Origin of the sequence: Phenylobacterium sp. (assembly GCF_030654915.1) — a bacterium.
GTDB lineage: Bacteria > Pseudomonadota > Alphaproteobacteria > Caulobacterales > Caulobacteraceae > Phenylobacterium.
The window spans coordinates 1-14,916 of sequence record NZ_JAURWM010000381.1 but is presented as its reverse complement, the minus strand read 5'-3'; the positions used below and the strand labels follow the sequence as shown (position 1 = coordinate 14,916).

Below are 14,916 nucleotides of genomic sequence, written 5' to 3'. Positions count from 1 at the left end.
AGGATAACGAGTGGATGGCTTCGAACAAAAAACGCCCCGGGGGTCACCCGGGGCGTTTTGTCGTTTAGTGGACCTTGGCCCGGCCGATCTCCAGGCCGTCGGCCGATGCCCCGACTTGGATGACCGCGCCATCCTCCAGGTCGCCGGCCAGCAACTTGCGGGCGATGGGATCGACCAGCTCCTTTTGGATGACGCGCTTCAACGGACGTGCGCCATAGACGGGGTCATAGCCCTTGTCGGCCATCCAATGCTTGGCGTTCGAATCCATCACGATCGACATCCGGCGATCAGCCAGCAGCTTCTCGACCCGCTGAAGCTGAATATCGACGATGTTGTCCATCTCCGCGCGGCCAAGCCGCTTGAAGAGGATGATCTCGTCGATCCGGTTCAGGAACTCGGGCCGGAAGTGGCGGCGAACCACATCCATCACCATCGGCCGCGCATCCTCGACATCATCGCCCTCGCCCTGGCTGGCCAGGAATTCCGAGCCCAGGTTTGAGGTCATGATCAGGATGGTGTTGCGGAAGTCGACCGTACGTCCCTGACCATCGGTCAGGCGTCCGTCGTCCAGCACCTGCAGCAGCACGTTGAAGACGTCGGGGTGAGCCTTCTCGACCTCGTCGAACAACACGACCTGATAGGGCCGGCGCCGAACGGCTTCGGTCAGGGCTCCGCCCTCGTCGTAGCCGACATAGCCGGGCGGCGCGCCGATCATGCGGCTGACCGAGTGCTTCTCCATGTACTCGCTCATATCCATGCGGGTGATGGCGCTTTCGTCGTCGAACATGAAGCCGGCCAGGGCCTTGGTCAGCTCGGTCTTGCCGACCCCGGTCGGGCCGAGGAACAGGAACGAGCCGATGGGCCGATTGGGGTCCTGCAGACCGGCGCGCGCGCGGCGCACGGCGTCGGACACCGCGACCAGCGCCTCCTCCTGGCCGACCACCCGCTTGCGCAAGGCGTCCTCCATGGCCAGCAGTTTCTCGCGCTCACCTTCCAGCATCTTGTCGACCGGAATGCCGGTCCAGCGGCTGACCACGCCGGCGATTTGCTCGGCGTCGACAACTTCGAGGCTGACCGGGTTATCCGCCGCCGCGGCTTCTTCCTCGGCCAGGCGGCGCTCAAGCTGCGGGATCTCGCCATAGGCGATTTCCGAGGCGCGCTGCAGGTCGCCGCGGCGCTGGGCCGTGACCAGTTCAGCGCGTAGCCGGTCCAGGGCCTCGCGGGCCTGGGCGGCCTGGCCGACCTTTTCCTTCTCCGTGCGCCAGCGGGCGGTCATCTCGGCCGACTGGTCTTCCAGATCGTCCAGTTCCTCCTCCAGCTTTTCCAGCCGGGCCTTGGAGGCCGCGTCGGTTTCCTTGGAGAGCGCCTCACGCTCGATCTTCAACTGCACCGCGCGGCGGTCGATCTCGTCGAGTTCCTCGGGCTTTGAGTCGACCGCCATGCGCACGCGGCTGCCCGCTTCGTCAATCAGGTCGATGGCTTTGTCGGGCAGGAAGCGGTCGGCGATGTAGCGGTTAGACAGCGTAGCGGCGGCCACGATGGCGCTGTCCGAGATACGGACGCCGTGGTGCACCTCGTACTTGTCTTTCAAGCCGCGCAGGATCGAGATCGTGTCCTCGACGGTGGGTTCGGCCACGAACACCGGCTGGAAGCGACGGGCCAGGGCCGCGTCCTTCTCGACGTGCTTGCGGTACTCTTCGAGCGTGGTCGCGCCGACGCAGTGCAGCTCGCCGCGCGCCAGGGCGGGCTTCAGCAGGTTGGAGGCGTCCATCGCCCCCTCGGTCTTCCCAGCGCCGACCAGTGTGTGCATCTCGTCGATGAACAGGATGATCGAGCCTTCAGCCTGGGTAACCTCGTTCAGGACCGCCTTCAGGCGCTCCTCGAACTCGCCGCGATACTTCGCGCCAGCGATCAGCGCGCCCATGTCGAGGGCTTGGAGCTGTTTGTCCTTCAGGCTTTCCGGGACGTCGCCATTGACGATGCGCAAGGCCAAGCCCTCGACGATCGCGGTCTTGCCGACGCCGGGCTCCCCGATCAGCACCGGGTTGTTCTTGGTGCGGCGCGACAGGACCTGGATCGTGCGGCGGATTTCCTCATCGCGGCCGATCACGGGGTCAAGCTTGCCGTCGCGGGCGGCCTGGGTCAGGTCCCGGGCGTAGCGCTTCAGCGCGTCATAACCTTCCTCGGCCGAGGCGCTGTCGGCGGTCTTGCCCTTGCGCATCGCCTTGGCGGCCTCTTCCAAGGCCGCGGCGTTGGCGCCGGCGTCCTTAAGAGCCTTGCCGGCCTCGCCGCCTTCCTTGGCGATGGCGATCAGCAGGCGTTCGGTGGTGACGAAGGCGTCGCCCGCGGCCTTCGCCCCGGCCTCGGCCTCGGCGAAGATACGCGCGGTTTCCGGCGCCATGTAGAGCTGGCCGGAGCCGCCCTCGACCTTGGGCCGTTTGCCCAGCAAGGTGTCGGCGGCCTTGTCGGCCTCATCGGGCCGTCCACCGGCGCTCTGGATCAGGGCGCGGGACAGGCCGTCTTTTTCCTCAAGCAGCACCTTCAGCAGATGCTCGGGCGCGAGCTGCTGGTGACTGCGGGCGAGCGCAAGGCTCTGGGCCGACTGGATCGCCTGCTTGGCGCGGTCGGAATAGAGATCAATGTTCATGGCTTCCCCTGGATAGGCGGACTTGGGGCGTCGCCTCATGCAAGCACGACACCCTTATCCAGGGATGTAGTGTTGCTTTGCCGCCACACAAGACAATCCGGCCAAGGCCGGAGAGTTCCGCTCGAATATCCTCGTTCCGATCACTTCGGCGGGTTGTGTCTCTCGAGGAAGGCGACGACCGAATTCAACATCTGCAGCCGGGTGTCGCCGCGCGACAGCCAATGGTCCTCGCCCTCCATCACCAGGACCTCGACCGGCTTACCGGCCTTCTGCAGCGCGCTCTCCATGATCCGGCTCTGCTCCAGCGGCACGACGGTGTCGTCCTTGCCGTGGATAAGCAAGATCGGGATGGTGACCTTGTCCACGTTCAGGGCTGGCGAGATCTGCTGCAGGACCGGGTCGTAGGGGCCTTGCGCCCCCATGAACCGCGACCAGTAGCGCTGGGCCTCGACGCCCGACCGCGTCTTCGACCAGGCGACAAAGCGGCGCATGTCCGAGAGGCCCGCGACCGAGGCCGCGCAACGATAGACGCCCGGATCCAAGGTCGCGCCGGCCAGGGCGGCATAGCCCCCGTAGCTCGCGCCGACGATGCACACCCGCTTGGGGTCGATGGTCCCGTCGGCCGCGAGGTGACGAACGCCATCGGAGAGGTCGGTCTGCATCTTGCGGCCCCATTGGCCAAAGCCGGCCTGCATGAAGTTCCAGCCGAAACCCGCCGAGCCGCGATAATTGATTTGAAGAACCGCATAGCCCCGCGAGGCCATCGCTTGAGCCCACCAGTCAAAGCCGGGATTTTCGCGCGTGGCCGGACCGCCGTGCGGATGGACGACCAGCGGCAGGTTCTTGGGCGCCTGGCCATGCGGAAGGGTCAGGTAGCCGCTCAGCGGCAAGCCGTCCGCGGCCTTGAAGCTGACCGGGCGAACCGGAGAGATGTCCGCTGGCTTGAGGTTCTCATACTTGACGCCGAGCCAGACCGCCTTGTGGGTCGCGAAGTCGACCAGGGCGTAGGCTGGACCCTCGGTGGGAGAGTCGACCAGCGCGACGACCTTCGAGCGATCATCCGACCAGGAGACTAGCGCGACCCGTTCGCCCGGATAGGCCTTCTGGATCTTGGCCCAGGCCTTGGCCGACGCCGGATCAAAGAAGACGTACCTACCTTCGTCCCCGACTAGGCCGGAGAAGCCGATCAAAGCGTGCGTCTTTGGGTCGAAGATCGGCTGGCCGTTCTCCAGCCGCTCGAAGGGATCGCCCCACACGCCGTCCGTCGGCGCGATCTCGCGCAGCACCGCCTGGTCTTCGTCGCTGTCGGCCACCAAGACAGATTGACCATCGCGGCCCAGCCCGAGCAGCACCGGCCGCTCGTTGGCCGCTTCCACGACACGCACCGTGCGCCAGCCGGTCGGCGCCTTGATCTTCAGCGTCCAACGCGCCCGCTCGGCGTCGTACTCGCTCTCGGCCAGGGGCTGACCGTCGGCGCCGACCAGCCAGTCGCGGGTGTTCTCGAACCCTTCGTGAACGAGCTTCGAACGCGAGGTCTTCAGATTGACCTGGAACAGGGCGGTGCGGCCCCGGTTGTTCACGAACTTGACGCCCTCCAGGAACACGGTCGGCTGGCCGTCGATCCGGCGCACCACCGGCGGCGCCTGGATCGTGTTGAGGGCGTATTCCGCGTCACGCAGCAGCAACCTCCCCTTCTTGGTCGGCACATTGTAGTGGAAGGCTTGGAAGTATTCCCGCCGAGGGCCGATCACCCCCATGATCGAGGCGGTGGTCGAGGTGGTGATCAGCAGATTGTCACTGTCGGCCCACCGTAGATCCCTAACCTTCGCCGCACCCACAGCCAGAGCCGAGAGCTTGCCGTCGGCCTGGTTGCGCAGGACGATCAGGCGCTCTTCGCCATTGGTGGAAATCATCGCGACCATCCCGCCGTCCGGCGAGATCGCGACCTCTTCGACGGTCGGCAGCCGCCCATAGTGTTCGAGCGGCGCCGCGGCCGCAGGAAAAGCCGCGAGCGCTAGGCAAACGGCGGCGACAAGCAATCGAACTGACATGGACGCAACACTCCCCCCGGAGACCAGGGACAGTGACGAAACACGCGAGCGGGATCAACCGCTAGTTGGGTTCGATGATCCTCCCCCGCTGGGGGGCAGGATCTCGTCAACCTCTATTGCCGGGCCATCTCGGCCTCGCCGATGGCGTCGCCGTCCAGGTCCTGGTCGGCGTCCATGGTGACCGTCACCGTCCGCAAGGCGCCCGTGAAGGTGAACGGGTGGGCGTAGTCGCCCACCGCGCTGCCCCGATCGCGACCAATGTCGAGACCCGACCATGAGATCAGCGTCATGAAGCCCAGATGGGTCGAAAGCTCGCCCGCCGGCTGTCCGTCAATGGTCAGGGTGAAGTGACGGCCATCGTCCTGAATCACGCGCACGCCGAGCTTGCGGCGCCCTGGCGCGATCTGCTGATCGGAGCTGACCGTGGTCCGCAGGCCGCCGACGTTCAGGGTGTGGTGCAGCAGGCCGTCACGGACGAACAGGCTGTAGCCGCTGGTGGCGTCGCCATGGGCGATCAGCACCCCCTCGTCGCCCTCGCCCAGATTGACGTCGGCCTCGATGAAGTAGGAGCGCGAGCGCACGTCAGGCGCGCAGTCGCCGGGCAAGTGCCCCATGCCCTTGTGGAACACGAAGGTCTTGCGATGGCCCTGGTGACGCAGGGCGTTCTCGGCGAAGCGCGGACCGAAACGATCATCCAGCGGCAGGACGTTGCAGCGCTCGGCCTGGGTCCACCACTCATCGACCAGGGCCTTGAGACGCTCCGGCTCCTGCTCGGCCAGGTCCTGCGTTTCCGAGAAGTCGGCGTCGAGGTGATAGAGCTCCCAGCGGTCGCCGTCGAAGGGCGCGCCGGGCGGGTGGAAGGCGACGGCCTTCCAGCCATCCTTCCAGAGGCCGCGATGGCCGAACATCTCGAAGTACTGAGGGCTGGCCTTGGAGGGCGCGGCAGGATCGGTGATCGAGGTGGCGAAGCTGACGCCCTCGATCGGCATCTGCGGCACCCCGGCGATGACGTCTGGCGAGGTCAGGCCCAGCATGTCGAGCAGGGTGGGCGTGAAGTCGCTGGCGTGGGCGAACTGGTCCCGCGTCTCGCCGCGCGCGGCGATACCGTTCTTCCAGGAGATCACCAGCGGATCGCGGATGCCGCCGCCGTGGGTATTCTGCTTGTAGCGGCGCAGCGGCGTGTTCGAGGCCATGGCCCAGCCATGCGGGAAGTTCGAGTGACTGTCGGGCCCGCCGATGTTCTCGATATTGGCCAGCTTCTCCGGCATCGGCTCGAACTTCATATTGTACGGCCCCATGGCGTTGACGAAGCCAAGGGGGCCGCCCTCCTGGCTGGCGCCATTGTCCGAGAGCACCAGGATCAGGGTGTCGTCCTTCACGCCGGCTTCCTCCAGGAAGCTCACCAATCTCGCCAGTTGACGGTCGGCGTGGTCGAGCATGCCGGCGAAGGCGCTCTGCAGGCGGGTGAACACCCGCTGTTCGTCGGGGCTGTGGTCGGCCCAGGGCTTCACCCCGTCGTTGCGCGGCGGCATCTGGGTTTCCGGCGGCACGATTCCCAGCGCCTTCTGGCGCTCCAGCCGGCGCTCGCGCTCGACGTCCCAGCCATCGGCGAACACCGCGTCGTAGCTCTCGATGATCTCTTTGGGCGCCTGATGCGGCGCGTGACAGGCGCCCAGGGCCAGCCACAGCAACCAGGGCTGGTCCGGCGCGTCGGCGATGTGGTCGGCGACGAAACGGATGCTCTCGTCCACCAGGTCGGCGGTCAGGTGGTAGCCGTCCGGGAAGTGACCAGGCGCGTCGATCGGGGTGTTGTCGCGAACCAGCTCGGGCGAATAGTGGTCGGTCTCGGCGTCCATGAAGCCGTAGTAGCGATTGAACCCGCGACCCAGGGGCCAGCCATCGAACGGCCCCCGCGCGCCGACTTGGCTGAGCGGCGTGGCGTGCCACTTGCCGACCATGTAGGTCCCGTAGCCCTCCGCCCGCAGCATCTCGGGCAGGGTCCCGGCCTCACGGGCGATCTTGCCGCGATAGCCGGGGACGCCGGAGTCGAAGTTGGCCAGGCAACCCATGCCGACCGAGTGGTGATTGCGCCCGGTCAGCAGAGCCGCCCGCGTGGTCGAGCACATCGCCGTGGTGTGGAAGCCGGTGTAGCGCAGCCCCTCGGCGGCCAGGGCGTCGATGGTCGGCGTCTTGATCGGCGAGCCGTAGCAGCCGAAGTCCGAGAACCCGACATCGTCGAACAGCACCACCAGGACGTTAGGCGATCCCTTGGGCGGCTTCACACGCTCAGGCCAGTAGGGAACGGAGTCCGCCAAGGTCCGGCCGATCTTCGCGGTGGCGCTCGAAATAGTCATGGCATACTCCCTGCCAATTTATTTCCTTCTGACCCAGCGGCAGTGGGTTGGCAAGCTACAGAGCCGCGCGGTGCAACAAAATCGACGTGTTCGGTGTTCTGCGCCTAGCCGTCCGGCGGCCGGACAAGCTCATCCTCCCGGAAAGACCCGCGTCATGACCCGATTGAAAACCCTCGCGGCGACGACCGCGCTTGCCGCCCTGATGGCGTCTCAGGCCCAGGCGGCCGGCTACTATCTACAAGAGCAATCGGTTCGCGGCGCCGGCCGCGCCTATTCCGGCGAGGTCGCCGACCAGGGCGTGGCGTCATTGTGGTGGAACCCCGCCGCCATCGCCCGGTCGCCGCGAGAAGTCTATGCCGGCGCCCACGCCGTGTTCGTGGACGCTACGGTCGAGAACCATGGCTCGACCATCACCTATCCCGGTGGGCTGACCATTCCGGTCCAGGGCGAGCCGCGCGCTTTCAATCCGATCCAGAACGGCGTGGCCCCGAACTTCGCCCTCGCCACCCCGATCGGTGAGCGTTTCGCGCTGGGCCTGTCGGTCGCCGCGCCGTTCAACTTCACCACCGAATACCGCCGCAACGCCTGGGCCAGGTACGACGCCCTGACCTCGCGCCTGACCACCGCCGACATTCAAGCGACCGGCGCGATGCAGCTCACCGACTGGCTCGACGTCGGGGTCGGCGTCAGCGCCCAGTACACCGAGGCCAAGCTGCAGACCGCCTATCCGAACCTATCGCCCCTGCTCCCTGACGGAATCTCCCAGCTCAGCGGCGACGGGTGGGACTTCGGCTGGTCGGCCGGCGCCCAGGCTCATCTCGGCGCCGTGACGCTCGGCGCCAGCTATCGCTCGAAGATGGAGCATGACCTGGATGGCCGTGTCTTCGTGGGCGGACTGCTCGGGCCGTTGGCGCCGGCCAACCGCGATCTGAAGGGCTCGGCCGCCTTCACCACGCCTTGGATCGCCACCTTGGGCGCACGCTGGCAGGCGACCGACAAGCTCGCCCTCAACGCCCAGGTCCAGCGGATCGGCTGGGGCGAGTTCAAGTCCATCGACGTGACGTTCGAGGGTGGTGGCGGCGAGACTCTGTTCCAGGGATACGAAGACACCACATCGGGCGGGGTCGGCCTCGACTACGCGGTCAATGACCGACTGACCCTGCGGACCGGCGTCCAGTACGATCCGACCCCGACGCCGGACGACGCGCGCACCGCACGGGTCCCGGACGGCGACCGCTGGCTCTATAGCGCCGGCGCCACGGCGCAGTTGACCGACAGCCTCAAGCTCGACGCGGCCCTCACTTACATCAGCTTCGCCGACAGCGACGTCCTGCACGACACCACCTTCTACGAAGGCACGCCGGCAGCCACCACGACCCGCCTGCGCGGCGAGGTTCAGGGCCAAGGCTATGTGATGTCGCTGGGCCTGCGGAAGACCTTCTAGGTCCGGCCCCAACCGCGCGTCATCCTCCGGGCTCGCGAAGCGAAATCCTGGGGATGACGACGGATGGGTCAGACCCCTACTTCTGGTTCGCGTAGATCTTGACCACCTCGTAGAGGAAGTCGCGGCCTTCGTAGAGCGATCGGACCCGCATCTTTTCGTTCAGGCCGTGGGCGCCGTTGCCGGTCGCCTCGCTGAAGAAGCCGGTCAGGCCGTAGGTCGGGATGCCGACCGCGTTCAGGAAACGGCCGTCGGTGGCGCCGGTCGCCATGACCGGCACCAACGGCACGCCCGGCCACAGCTTGGCGGCGACCTTCTCCACCGGATCGGTGATTGACCCGCCCAGCGTCGGCGGCGGCGAGACCGGGCTCGGCTCGCCTACGGTCGTCACCTTGATGGTCTCGTCGCCCAGCACCTTGACCAGGGCCAGCCGGGTTTCCTCGACGCCTTCACCCGGCAGGATGCGGCAATTCACATTGGCCCGAGCGCGCTGCGGCAAGGCGTTGGGAGCGTGGCCGGCATTGACCATGGTCGCCACGCAGGTGGTCCGCATCATCGAGTTGCGGCCTGGTTCCTTGGCGACAAGGGCCACGGCCGCTGTGTCGGCGGGGTTCTTGGCCACGGCCGCCAGGGCCGTGCCGGTCTCACCGCCGTCGATCACCGCCATGCTCTCGAAATTGGCGCGAACGGCGTCGTTCAGCTTCACCGGGAAGTCGTAGTCGCCCAGCCGCGAGAGCCCAGCAGACAGGTGGTAGACGGCGTTGTCGCGCACCGGGGCCGAGGAGTGGCCGCCCTTGTTGGTCACTTCCAGGGTGTAGTCCTGATAGACCTTCTCGCCGGCCTGGATACCGAGCGAGATGCGATTTCCGTTGGCGTCGAGCCGCCCGCCCGCGCCCTCGTTCAGCACGAAGGCCGCGTCCATCAGGTCGCGATGGTTCTGGATCAGGTACTGAACGCCGTTGAAGGTGTCAGGCGTTTCCTCGCCGCAGGTCAGCGCCATCTTGATGGTGCGGCGGGGCTTGAAGCCCTCTTGCTTGAGGCGGATCAGGCTGTCGGTCCACACCGCCGCCTGGGCTTTGTCGTCGCTGGCGCCGCGCGCGTAGAAGTAGCCATCTTCCTCGATGAGCTTGAAGGGATCGCGCTCCCAGTCAGCGCGATTGGCCTCGACCACGTCGATATGGGCGAGCAGCAAGATCGGCTTGGCCTTGGGGTCTGAACCCTTGAGGGTGGCCACCAGATTGCCGTCCTTGGGACGGTCGGCGGGGACGATGATCTTCAGGTCCGCGTCTGCGAAGCCGGCGGCCTTCAGGCGCGAGGCCATGGCCTCCGACGCCGCAGTGCAGCTTCCCGCCGACAGAGTCGTATTGATCTCGATCAGCTCTTTGTAGAGCTCGCGGAAGGCCAGCTGGTCGGGACGTGGGGTTTGGGCGGCGGCCGGCGAAGCCAGCGCCGCGAGCGCCAAGGCGGCGGCGGAAATCGAACGGATCATCATCAGCTCCACAAGAATGGGAGCGACCCTATGGGGCGTGCGAACGACCGGCAACGGTAATGGTGAGGCTTGCGCGCAAGCTCCCCCAATGGGGATCCAAGAGGCTAGTTCACTTCCGACTTCTTCGGCGGCGCGGGCGGCATGGCGGCGATGGGGACGCCATCCTCGGTCAGCGACTTGATCTGCGCCGGCGTCGCCTCGCCATAGATCCCCCGATCTTCGGAGCGGCCTTCGTGGATGGCGCGGGCCTCGTCGGCGAAGGTGTCGCCCACATAGTCGAAGTTGTCCTCGACGTGTTTGCGCACTCGGCCCATGGCCTCCATCACCATCGAACGCACCTGGGGAGGAAGGTCGGTGGTCTTCTTCGTGCCAGCGATGGAGGGGGCCATGATCTGCTTGGTCACCGCCTTGGAGTCGCAAACCGGACAGCCGACCAGGCCACGTTCGGATTGATCGTCGAAATCAGCCGACGAACCGAACCAGCCCTCGAACTCATGGGCGTTATCGCAGGAAAGCGCGTAGCGGATCATAGGATAGATATAGGCGCCTCGAAGCCCCGCGCATTGGCCAGGGCCGGTATCGCTGTCCGCGCCTTATCCACCGCCGCAAGATCGAGATCGACGACCAGCACACCCGGTTCGTCGTGGTCAAGCTTGCCGAGCACCTCGCCCCACGGGCCGATGGCTAGGCTCCGGCCAAAGGTGCCGCGGCCGTCCTCGTGGAACCCGCCCTGGGCGGACGCCAGCACGAAACTGCCGGTCTCGATGGCCCGGGCGCGCAGCAGGATCTCCCAGTGCGCCTCGCCGGTCGGCCGGGTGAAGGCGGCCGGAACCGTGATCACCTGCGCGCCGGCGACAGCCAAGGCGCGATAGAGAGCCGGGAAACGGACATCGTAGCAGATGGTCAGGCCCAGCCGCATCTGGCCGGCATGGACGGCGACGGCCTCCTCGCCCGGCTCATAGGTAGCGCTCTCGCGGGCGCTCTCGCCGGTGGGCAGATCGACATCGAACATATGGAGTTTGTCGTATGTCGCGACGATGTCGCCGAGCGGCGAGATCAGGACTGAGCGATTGGCGGCCTTGCCGTCCTCGCGCTTCACCAGGGCCGAGCCGACCAGGATGGCCACCGAGAGCTCAGCGGCCAGGGCTTGCAGCCCCTGGACCACGGGGTCGTCTCCCAGCAGCGTCAGTTGCGGCAGCAGAGCTTGCTTGTCGCGCTGGAGGATATTGGTCCCCTCGGGCGTGACGATGAAGGTCGCGCCCTGAGCGGCGGCCTCGCGCACCAGCGGCGCCACATGGGCGAGCGCCGCGGCGTGGGTGGCGGGGGTCCGTGTCTGGATCAGTCCGACGCGCAAGGTCATGGGCTCACCCGTAGGTCACGCGGCGCATAACCTCAAGGCTAGGCCGCGAGCAGGGCGTCCAGCTTGCCGTCGTATTCCAACGACATCATCTCGTCGCAGCCGCCGACGTGCTGATCGCCGATGAAGATCTGCGGGAAAGTCGCGCGTCCATTGGAGCGCTGGATCATCTCCTGGCGCTTCTCAGGCTCGAAGGCGGCTTCGATCTCGGTGAACTCCACACCCTTCTTCTCGAGCAGCGAGACCGCTCGGATGCAGTAGGGGCAGTAGGGCTTCGTGTAGATTGTGACTTGGGCCATGGCTCGTCTAATACGTGAAAACTCTGTTGGTTCTATATGGAGCGGTTCGCGGCTTCTTTCACCCTCGCAACCACTGCGACATCAACGCACGTCGCGCCGGCCGCCAGCAAGGCCCGCGCGCAGCCCTCCAATGTGGCGCCGGTGGTCATGACGTCATCAATCAAGAGGATGCGCCTGCCCGCGACCTGGCCTACGCGACCGAGCGGCACGGCGAAGGCCGCAGCGACGTTGCGCCGCCGACCCGACCCCGACTTGCCGCCCTGTGTTTCCGTGGCCCGCACCCGCACCAGGGCGTCGGGCAGATAGGCCACGCCCGACAGGCGGCTGAGCGGCCGCGCGATCTCGGCGGCCTGGTTGTAGCGCCGCCCCAACAGACGTCCGGGATGCAAGGGGACAGGCGCGATGGCGTCGGCGTCTTCGAGCAAATCTCGCGCCGAACGGCTGATCCAGCGGGCGAGCATAGGGGCAAGGTCGGTGCGATCGGCATGCTTCAGTTGCAAGATTACGCCGCGCGAGGCGTCGTCATAGAGACAGGCGGCGCGGCCACGGGTGAAGGCCCGCGGCTTGGCCATGCAGTCGGCGCAGCGAACCCCTGCTCCCAGGTCATATTCGAAGGGCGTTCCGCAGCCGTCGCACAGTGGGCCGTCGATAAAGGGAATGCGGCTCCAGCCCTGCGCGCTGAACCCGGTCGACATCGGCGCGGGCCCGTCGTCCAGCGATTGGGGTGGGAAAAGCAGGTCGAGCGCGGTACGAACCGCGGCCTTCGCGCGCGGCCCGGGTTTCCACCAGGGGGCCGCATCGCCATCTGACAGGCTTCCAGTCGAAAAGCGTCCCGCCGCCAATGTCCGCCCCGCCCCGCCTCTTTAACCGCGACCTGCTTCGCACCCGCCTGAGCCGAGCCGCGGCCGTCTACGCCAACGCCGACTTCCTCAAGCGGCGCGCCGCCGAGGACGCCGTCGTGCGCCTGGAAGCGATCATGCGCGACTTCCCGCTCGCCGTCGATCTCGGCGCGCGTAACGGGGCGTTCGGAGAGGCCCTGGCGCTCAGCGACGCCAAGTCCCGCGTCGGCCATCTGATCGAAGCCGACCTCTCAGGCGCCATGCTGGCAGGCCGAACCGGACCACGGCTGGTGGCGGATGAAGAGCGCCTGCCCTTCGCCTTCGGCAGCCTCGACCTGGTGGTCTCGACGCTCGCCCTCCATTGGACCAACGACGTGGTCGGCGCCCTGATCCAGATCCGCCGGGCGCTGAAGCCCGACGGCCTGTTCATCGGCTCGATGCTGGGCGGCGCGACCCTGACCGAGCTGCGCCAATCGTTGCTGACGGCCGAGGCCGAGCTGACCGGCGGCGCCGGGCCACGGGTCTCGCCTTTCGCCGACGCCTATGACGCCGCCGGCCTGCTGCAACGCTCAGGCTTCGCCCTGCCGGTGGCCGACGTCGACCGCGTGACCGTGCGCTACGCCCATCCGCTGAAGCTGCTGGCCGACCTGCGCGCCATGGGCGAGACCAGCGTGCTGGCCGAACGTCACCCGCGCCAGCTCACCCGCCAGGTCCTGGCCCGCGCCTGCGAGCTCTATGTCGAGAAGTTCGCCGAGCCCGACGGCAGAGTCCCGGCGACCTTCGAGATCCTGACCCTGACCGGCTGGGCGCCAGATCCCAGCCAGCAGAAGCCGCTGAAGCCTGGCTCGGCCAAGATGCGCCTCGCCGACGCCCTGGGCGTGGTCGAAAACCCGCTGCCGCGCGAGGAAGACTAGCTCAGCCGCGCCGAGGCCATGACGGTCTCGACCTCGGGAAGGGTTACCTGGAAGTAGTGCTCGGCTGGCGCGAGATAGAGCAGCACGTAGATCTTGCCGTCCTTCTGCGCGATCACGCCGGTCCCGCGCATGTCAAGGCCCTCCTTGGTCTGGGCGTTGAGGTCGAAGCGCACGGCGGGCGCCTCGCCAAACTTGGCGGCTCGCGGGCGCGCCAGCTGCACCCGTTGGTATTCCAGCGCCGCGACGCTGTCGGTGACGAACTCCAGCCGTTCCGTGGCGCTCATGTCCTGGCGGATGACCGGGGTGGGGCGCTCCTTGGCGGCCGGCTTGATCAGGTAGTCGCCCGGAACCAGGCCATCGGTGAGGTAGAGCCGGTTGAGCAGCGGCCCGTCGATGGAAAGCAGCCGAACCTTCTTGGTCTTGCCGGTCATCACGGCGCTGATGTCCGACCATTCGCGGCCCAGCGCGACTTCATAGGCGTCGCCGACCTTGAACGCGCCGACGGGGGCCGAGGAGACGCTGGCGCAAGCCGCCAGGGCGAGCGCCGCAAGTGTAGGTGCGACGACCCGGAAGAGTGCCTGCATGCTCATGTTCCGTTCCCCAGATTTGAAAGGCCGTCCTGCACCAGCCAGGCGTCTTCGGCCTGGGGCGCCTTGGCGAGATAGGTTTCGTAAGCCGCCTTCGCCCCGACGATGTCGCCGTCGCGGCGGCGGATATCGCCGAGCTCCCGCCAGACCGCTGCTGGCGCGTCCGGCTGGGCCGTCGATGCGAGATAGGCGTCGCGGGCGCGAGCGAGATCGCCTTCGCCGCGACGCATGCGGTAGGCCTCGCCGCGATAGTAGTTCAGGACGCCAAGATCCTCGCCGTCGACGGCCAGGCGCTCGATCACCACCAGGGTTCCGCCAAAGTCCCGCCGCCGAAGATCGTCACGCAGCCAGGCCGCCAGATGCGGCCGGATCGCCGCGCGGTGTCGGGCTCGCCCCCGCTCCCCGCCCGCTTTCAACGTCTTTGCCTGCCCGTCGAGGGCGGCGATGCGGTCACTGGTCAGGGGATGGCTGGAGAACACACTGGTGCGCGTGTCGCTTTCACGTACGCGCTTGAAGTCGGAGCCCTTGGTCTCTGCGACTACGCCGCGCCAGCTTTCCGCCGCCGCAGTGACATTGTAGCCGGCGGCCGCAGCTTTCTGTTGGCCCAGAAGATCGGCTTCGCTTTCTTGCTCGCGGGTGAACCGAAAGACCGCCGCCACCTGCCCAAGGTAGACTAGGTCGATCAGGTTGCCGGTCGCGTCCATGATCGACTGAGCTTCACTCGCCGTCGTAGCGCCAGCCGCGGAAGCCGCGCCGGCCACGGCCACGACGACGCTTACCGCCAAGGCGACGTTCGCCCGGGTCTTGTGAGCAGCGTGGCGCTCCAGACTATGGCTTTCTGTGAAGTGGCTCAATTCGTGCCCGAGCACGTATGCGAGTTCCGCCTCATCGGTGGTCCGTAGCAATAGCCCCGACCAGACCTCGGAATAGCCATTCGG

General features: G+C 66.9%; 12 protein-coding genes. 2 read left to right on the top strand and 10 right to left on the bottom strand.

Annotation, left to right across the window (positions count from 1 at the left end; translation table 11 throughout):
• Positions 1-64: 64 nt before the first annotated feature.
• The 3 genes from clpB to Q7T84_RS19680 all read right to left on the bottom strand — a co-directional run bounded on the left by clpB (position 65) and on the right by Q7T84_RS19680 (position 7,052).
• Entirely contained in the window at positions 65-2,647 is a 2,583-nt protein-coding gene (clpB, locus tag Q7T84_RS19690) for an ATP-dependent chaperone ClpB (protein WP_304812426.1), read from the bottom strand.
• A gap of 140 nt (positions 2,648-2,787) precedes the next feature.
• On the bottom strand, positions 2,788-4,698 hold the full coding sequence (locus Q7T84_RS19685; RefSeq protein WP_304812424.1) for a S9 family peptidase: 1,911 nt from the start codon (positions 4,696-4,698) through the stop codon (positions 2,788-2,790).
• A 113-nt stretch (positions 4,699-4,811) separates the two neighbouring features.
• Positions 4,812-7,052 carry an arylsulfatase gene (locus Q7T84_RS19680; protein ID WP_304812422.1) on the bottom strand — a complete coding sequence of 747 codons (2,241 nt, stop codon included), beginning with the start codon at positions 7,050-7,052 and terminating at the stop codon, positions 4,812-4,814.
• A gap of 154 nt (positions 7,053-7,206) precedes the next feature.
• Here Q7T84_RS19680 and Q7T84_RS19675 point away from each other — a divergent pair, with 154 nt between their 5' ends.
• On the top strand, positions 7,207-8,496 hold the full coding sequence (locus tag Q7T84_RS19675) for an OmpP1/FadL family transporter (RefSeq protein WP_304812420.1): 1,290 nt from the start codon (positions 7,207-7,209) through the stop codon (positions 8,494-8,496).
• 76 nt (positions 8,497-8,572) lie between these two features.
• On the opposite strand, the gene Q7T84_RS19670 is transcribed toward Q7T84_RS19675, so the two are convergent.
• The 5 genes from Q7T84_RS19670 to Q7T84_RS19650 form a co-directional block, all read right to left on the bottom strand.
• Positions 8,573-9,982, bottom strand: a complete 1,410-nt coding sequence (locus Q7T84_RS19670; RefSeq protein ID WP_304812418.1) for a M20/M25/M40 family metallo-hydrolase — start codon at positions 9,980-9,982, stop codon at positions 8,573-8,575.
• Positions 9,983-10,086: 104 nt separating this feature from the next.
• On the bottom strand, positions 10,087-10,512 hold the full coding sequence (locus Q7T84_RS19665; RefSeq protein WP_304812416.1) for a DUF1178 family protein: 426 nt from the start codon (positions 10,510-10,512) through the stop codon (positions 10,087-10,089).
• Positions 10,509-11,342 (bottom strand): carbon-nitrogen hydrolase family protein, encoded by an 834-nt coding sequence (locus Q7T84_RS19660; protein WP_304812413.1) that lies wholly within the window; start codon positions 11,340-11,342, stop codon positions 10,509-10,511. Before Q7T84_RS19660 ends, Q7T84_RS19665 begins: the two co-directional genes overlap by 4 nt.
• Positions 11,343-11,380: 38 nt before the next feature.
• On the bottom strand, positions 11,381-11,638 hold the full coding sequence (grxC, locus tag Q7T84_RS19655; RefSeq protein WP_304812410.1) for a glutaredoxin 3: 258 nt from the start codon (positions 11,636-11,638) through the stop codon (positions 11,381-11,383).
• Between the two features lie 32 nt (positions 11,639-11,670).
• Positions 11,671-12,333 carry a ComF family protein gene (locus tag Q7T84_RS19650; RefSeq protein WP_304812407.1) on the bottom strand — a complete coding sequence of 221 codons (663 nt, stop codon included), beginning with the start codon at positions 12,331-12,333 and terminating at the stop codon, positions 11,671-11,673.
• A 146-nt stretch (positions 12,334-12,479) separates the two neighbouring features.
• Between Q7T84_RS19650 and Q7T84_RS19645 the strand changes: the two genes are divergently transcribed.
• Positions 12,480-13,391: a methyltransferase domain-containing protein gene (locus Q7T84_RS19645; RefSeq protein ID WP_304812405.1), complete on the top strand. Its 912-nt coding sequence runs from the start codon at positions 12,480-12,482 to the stop codon at positions 13,389-13,391.
• On the opposite strand, the gene Q7T84_RS19640 is transcribed toward Q7T84_RS19645, so the two are convergent.
• Positions 13,388-13,981: a hypothetical protein gene (locus Q7T84_RS19640; RefSeq protein WP_304812403.1), complete on the bottom strand. Its 594-nt coding sequence runs from the start codon at positions 13,979-13,981 to the stop codon at positions 13,388-13,390. The genes Q7T84_RS19645 and Q7T84_RS19640 overlap by 4 nt on opposite strands.
• Positions 13,978-14,916 (bottom strand): M48 family metallopeptidase (locus tag Q7T84_RS19635; protein ID WP_304812401.1); only part of this gene is annotated, 939 nt, incomplete at its 5' end. The genes Q7T84_RS19640 and Q7T84_RS19635, both read right to left, overlap by 4 nt.

Excerpts from the sequence above, each read along its gene's own strand:
- clpB (WP_304812426.1), bottom strand. The coding sequence starts at position 2,647 with ATGAACATTGATCTCTATTCCGACCGCGCCAAGCAGGCGATCCAGTCG.
- Q7T84_RS19685 (WP_304812424.1), bottom strand. The coding sequence starts at position 4,698 with ATGTCAGTTCGATTGCTTGTCGCCGCCGTTTGCCTAGCGCTCGCGGCT.
- Q7T84_RS19680 (WP_304812422.1), bottom strand. The coding sequence starts at position 7,052 with ATGACTATTTCGAGCGCCACCGCGAAGATCGGCCGGACCTTGGCGGAC.
- Q7T84_RS19675 (WP_304812420.1), top strand. The coding sequence starts at position 7,207 with ATGACCCGATTGAAAACCCTCGCGGCGACGACCGCGCTTGCCGCCCTG.
- Q7T84_RS19670 (WP_304812418.1), bottom strand. The coding sequence starts at position 9,982 with ATGATCCGTTCGATTTCCGCCGCCGCCTTGGCGCTCGCGGCGCTGGCT.
- Q7T84_RS19665 (WP_304812416.1), bottom strand. The coding sequence starts at position 10,512 with ATGATCCGCTACGCGCTTTCCTGCGATAACGCCCATGAGTTCGAGGGC.
- Q7T84_RS19660 (WP_304812413.1), bottom strand. The coding sequence starts at position 11,342 with ATGACCTTGCGCGTCGGACTGATCCAGACACGGACCCCCGCCACCCAC.
- grxC (WP_304812410.1), bottom strand. The coding sequence starts at position 11,638 with ATGGCCCAAGTCACAATCTACACGAAGCCCTACTGCCCCTACTGCATC.
- Q7T84_RS19650 (WP_304812407.1), bottom strand. The coding sequence starts at position 12,333 with ATGTCGACCGGGTTCAGCGCGCAGGGCTGGAGCCGCATTCCCTTTATC.
- Q7T84_RS19645 (WP_304812405.1), top strand. The coding sequence starts at position 12,480 with ATGTCCGCCCCGCCCCGCCTCTTTAACCGCGACCTGCTTCGCACCCGC.
- Q7T84_RS19640 (WP_304812403.1), bottom strand. The coding sequence starts at position 13,981 with ATGAGCATGCAGGCACTCTTCCGGGTCGTCGCACCTACACTTGCGGCG.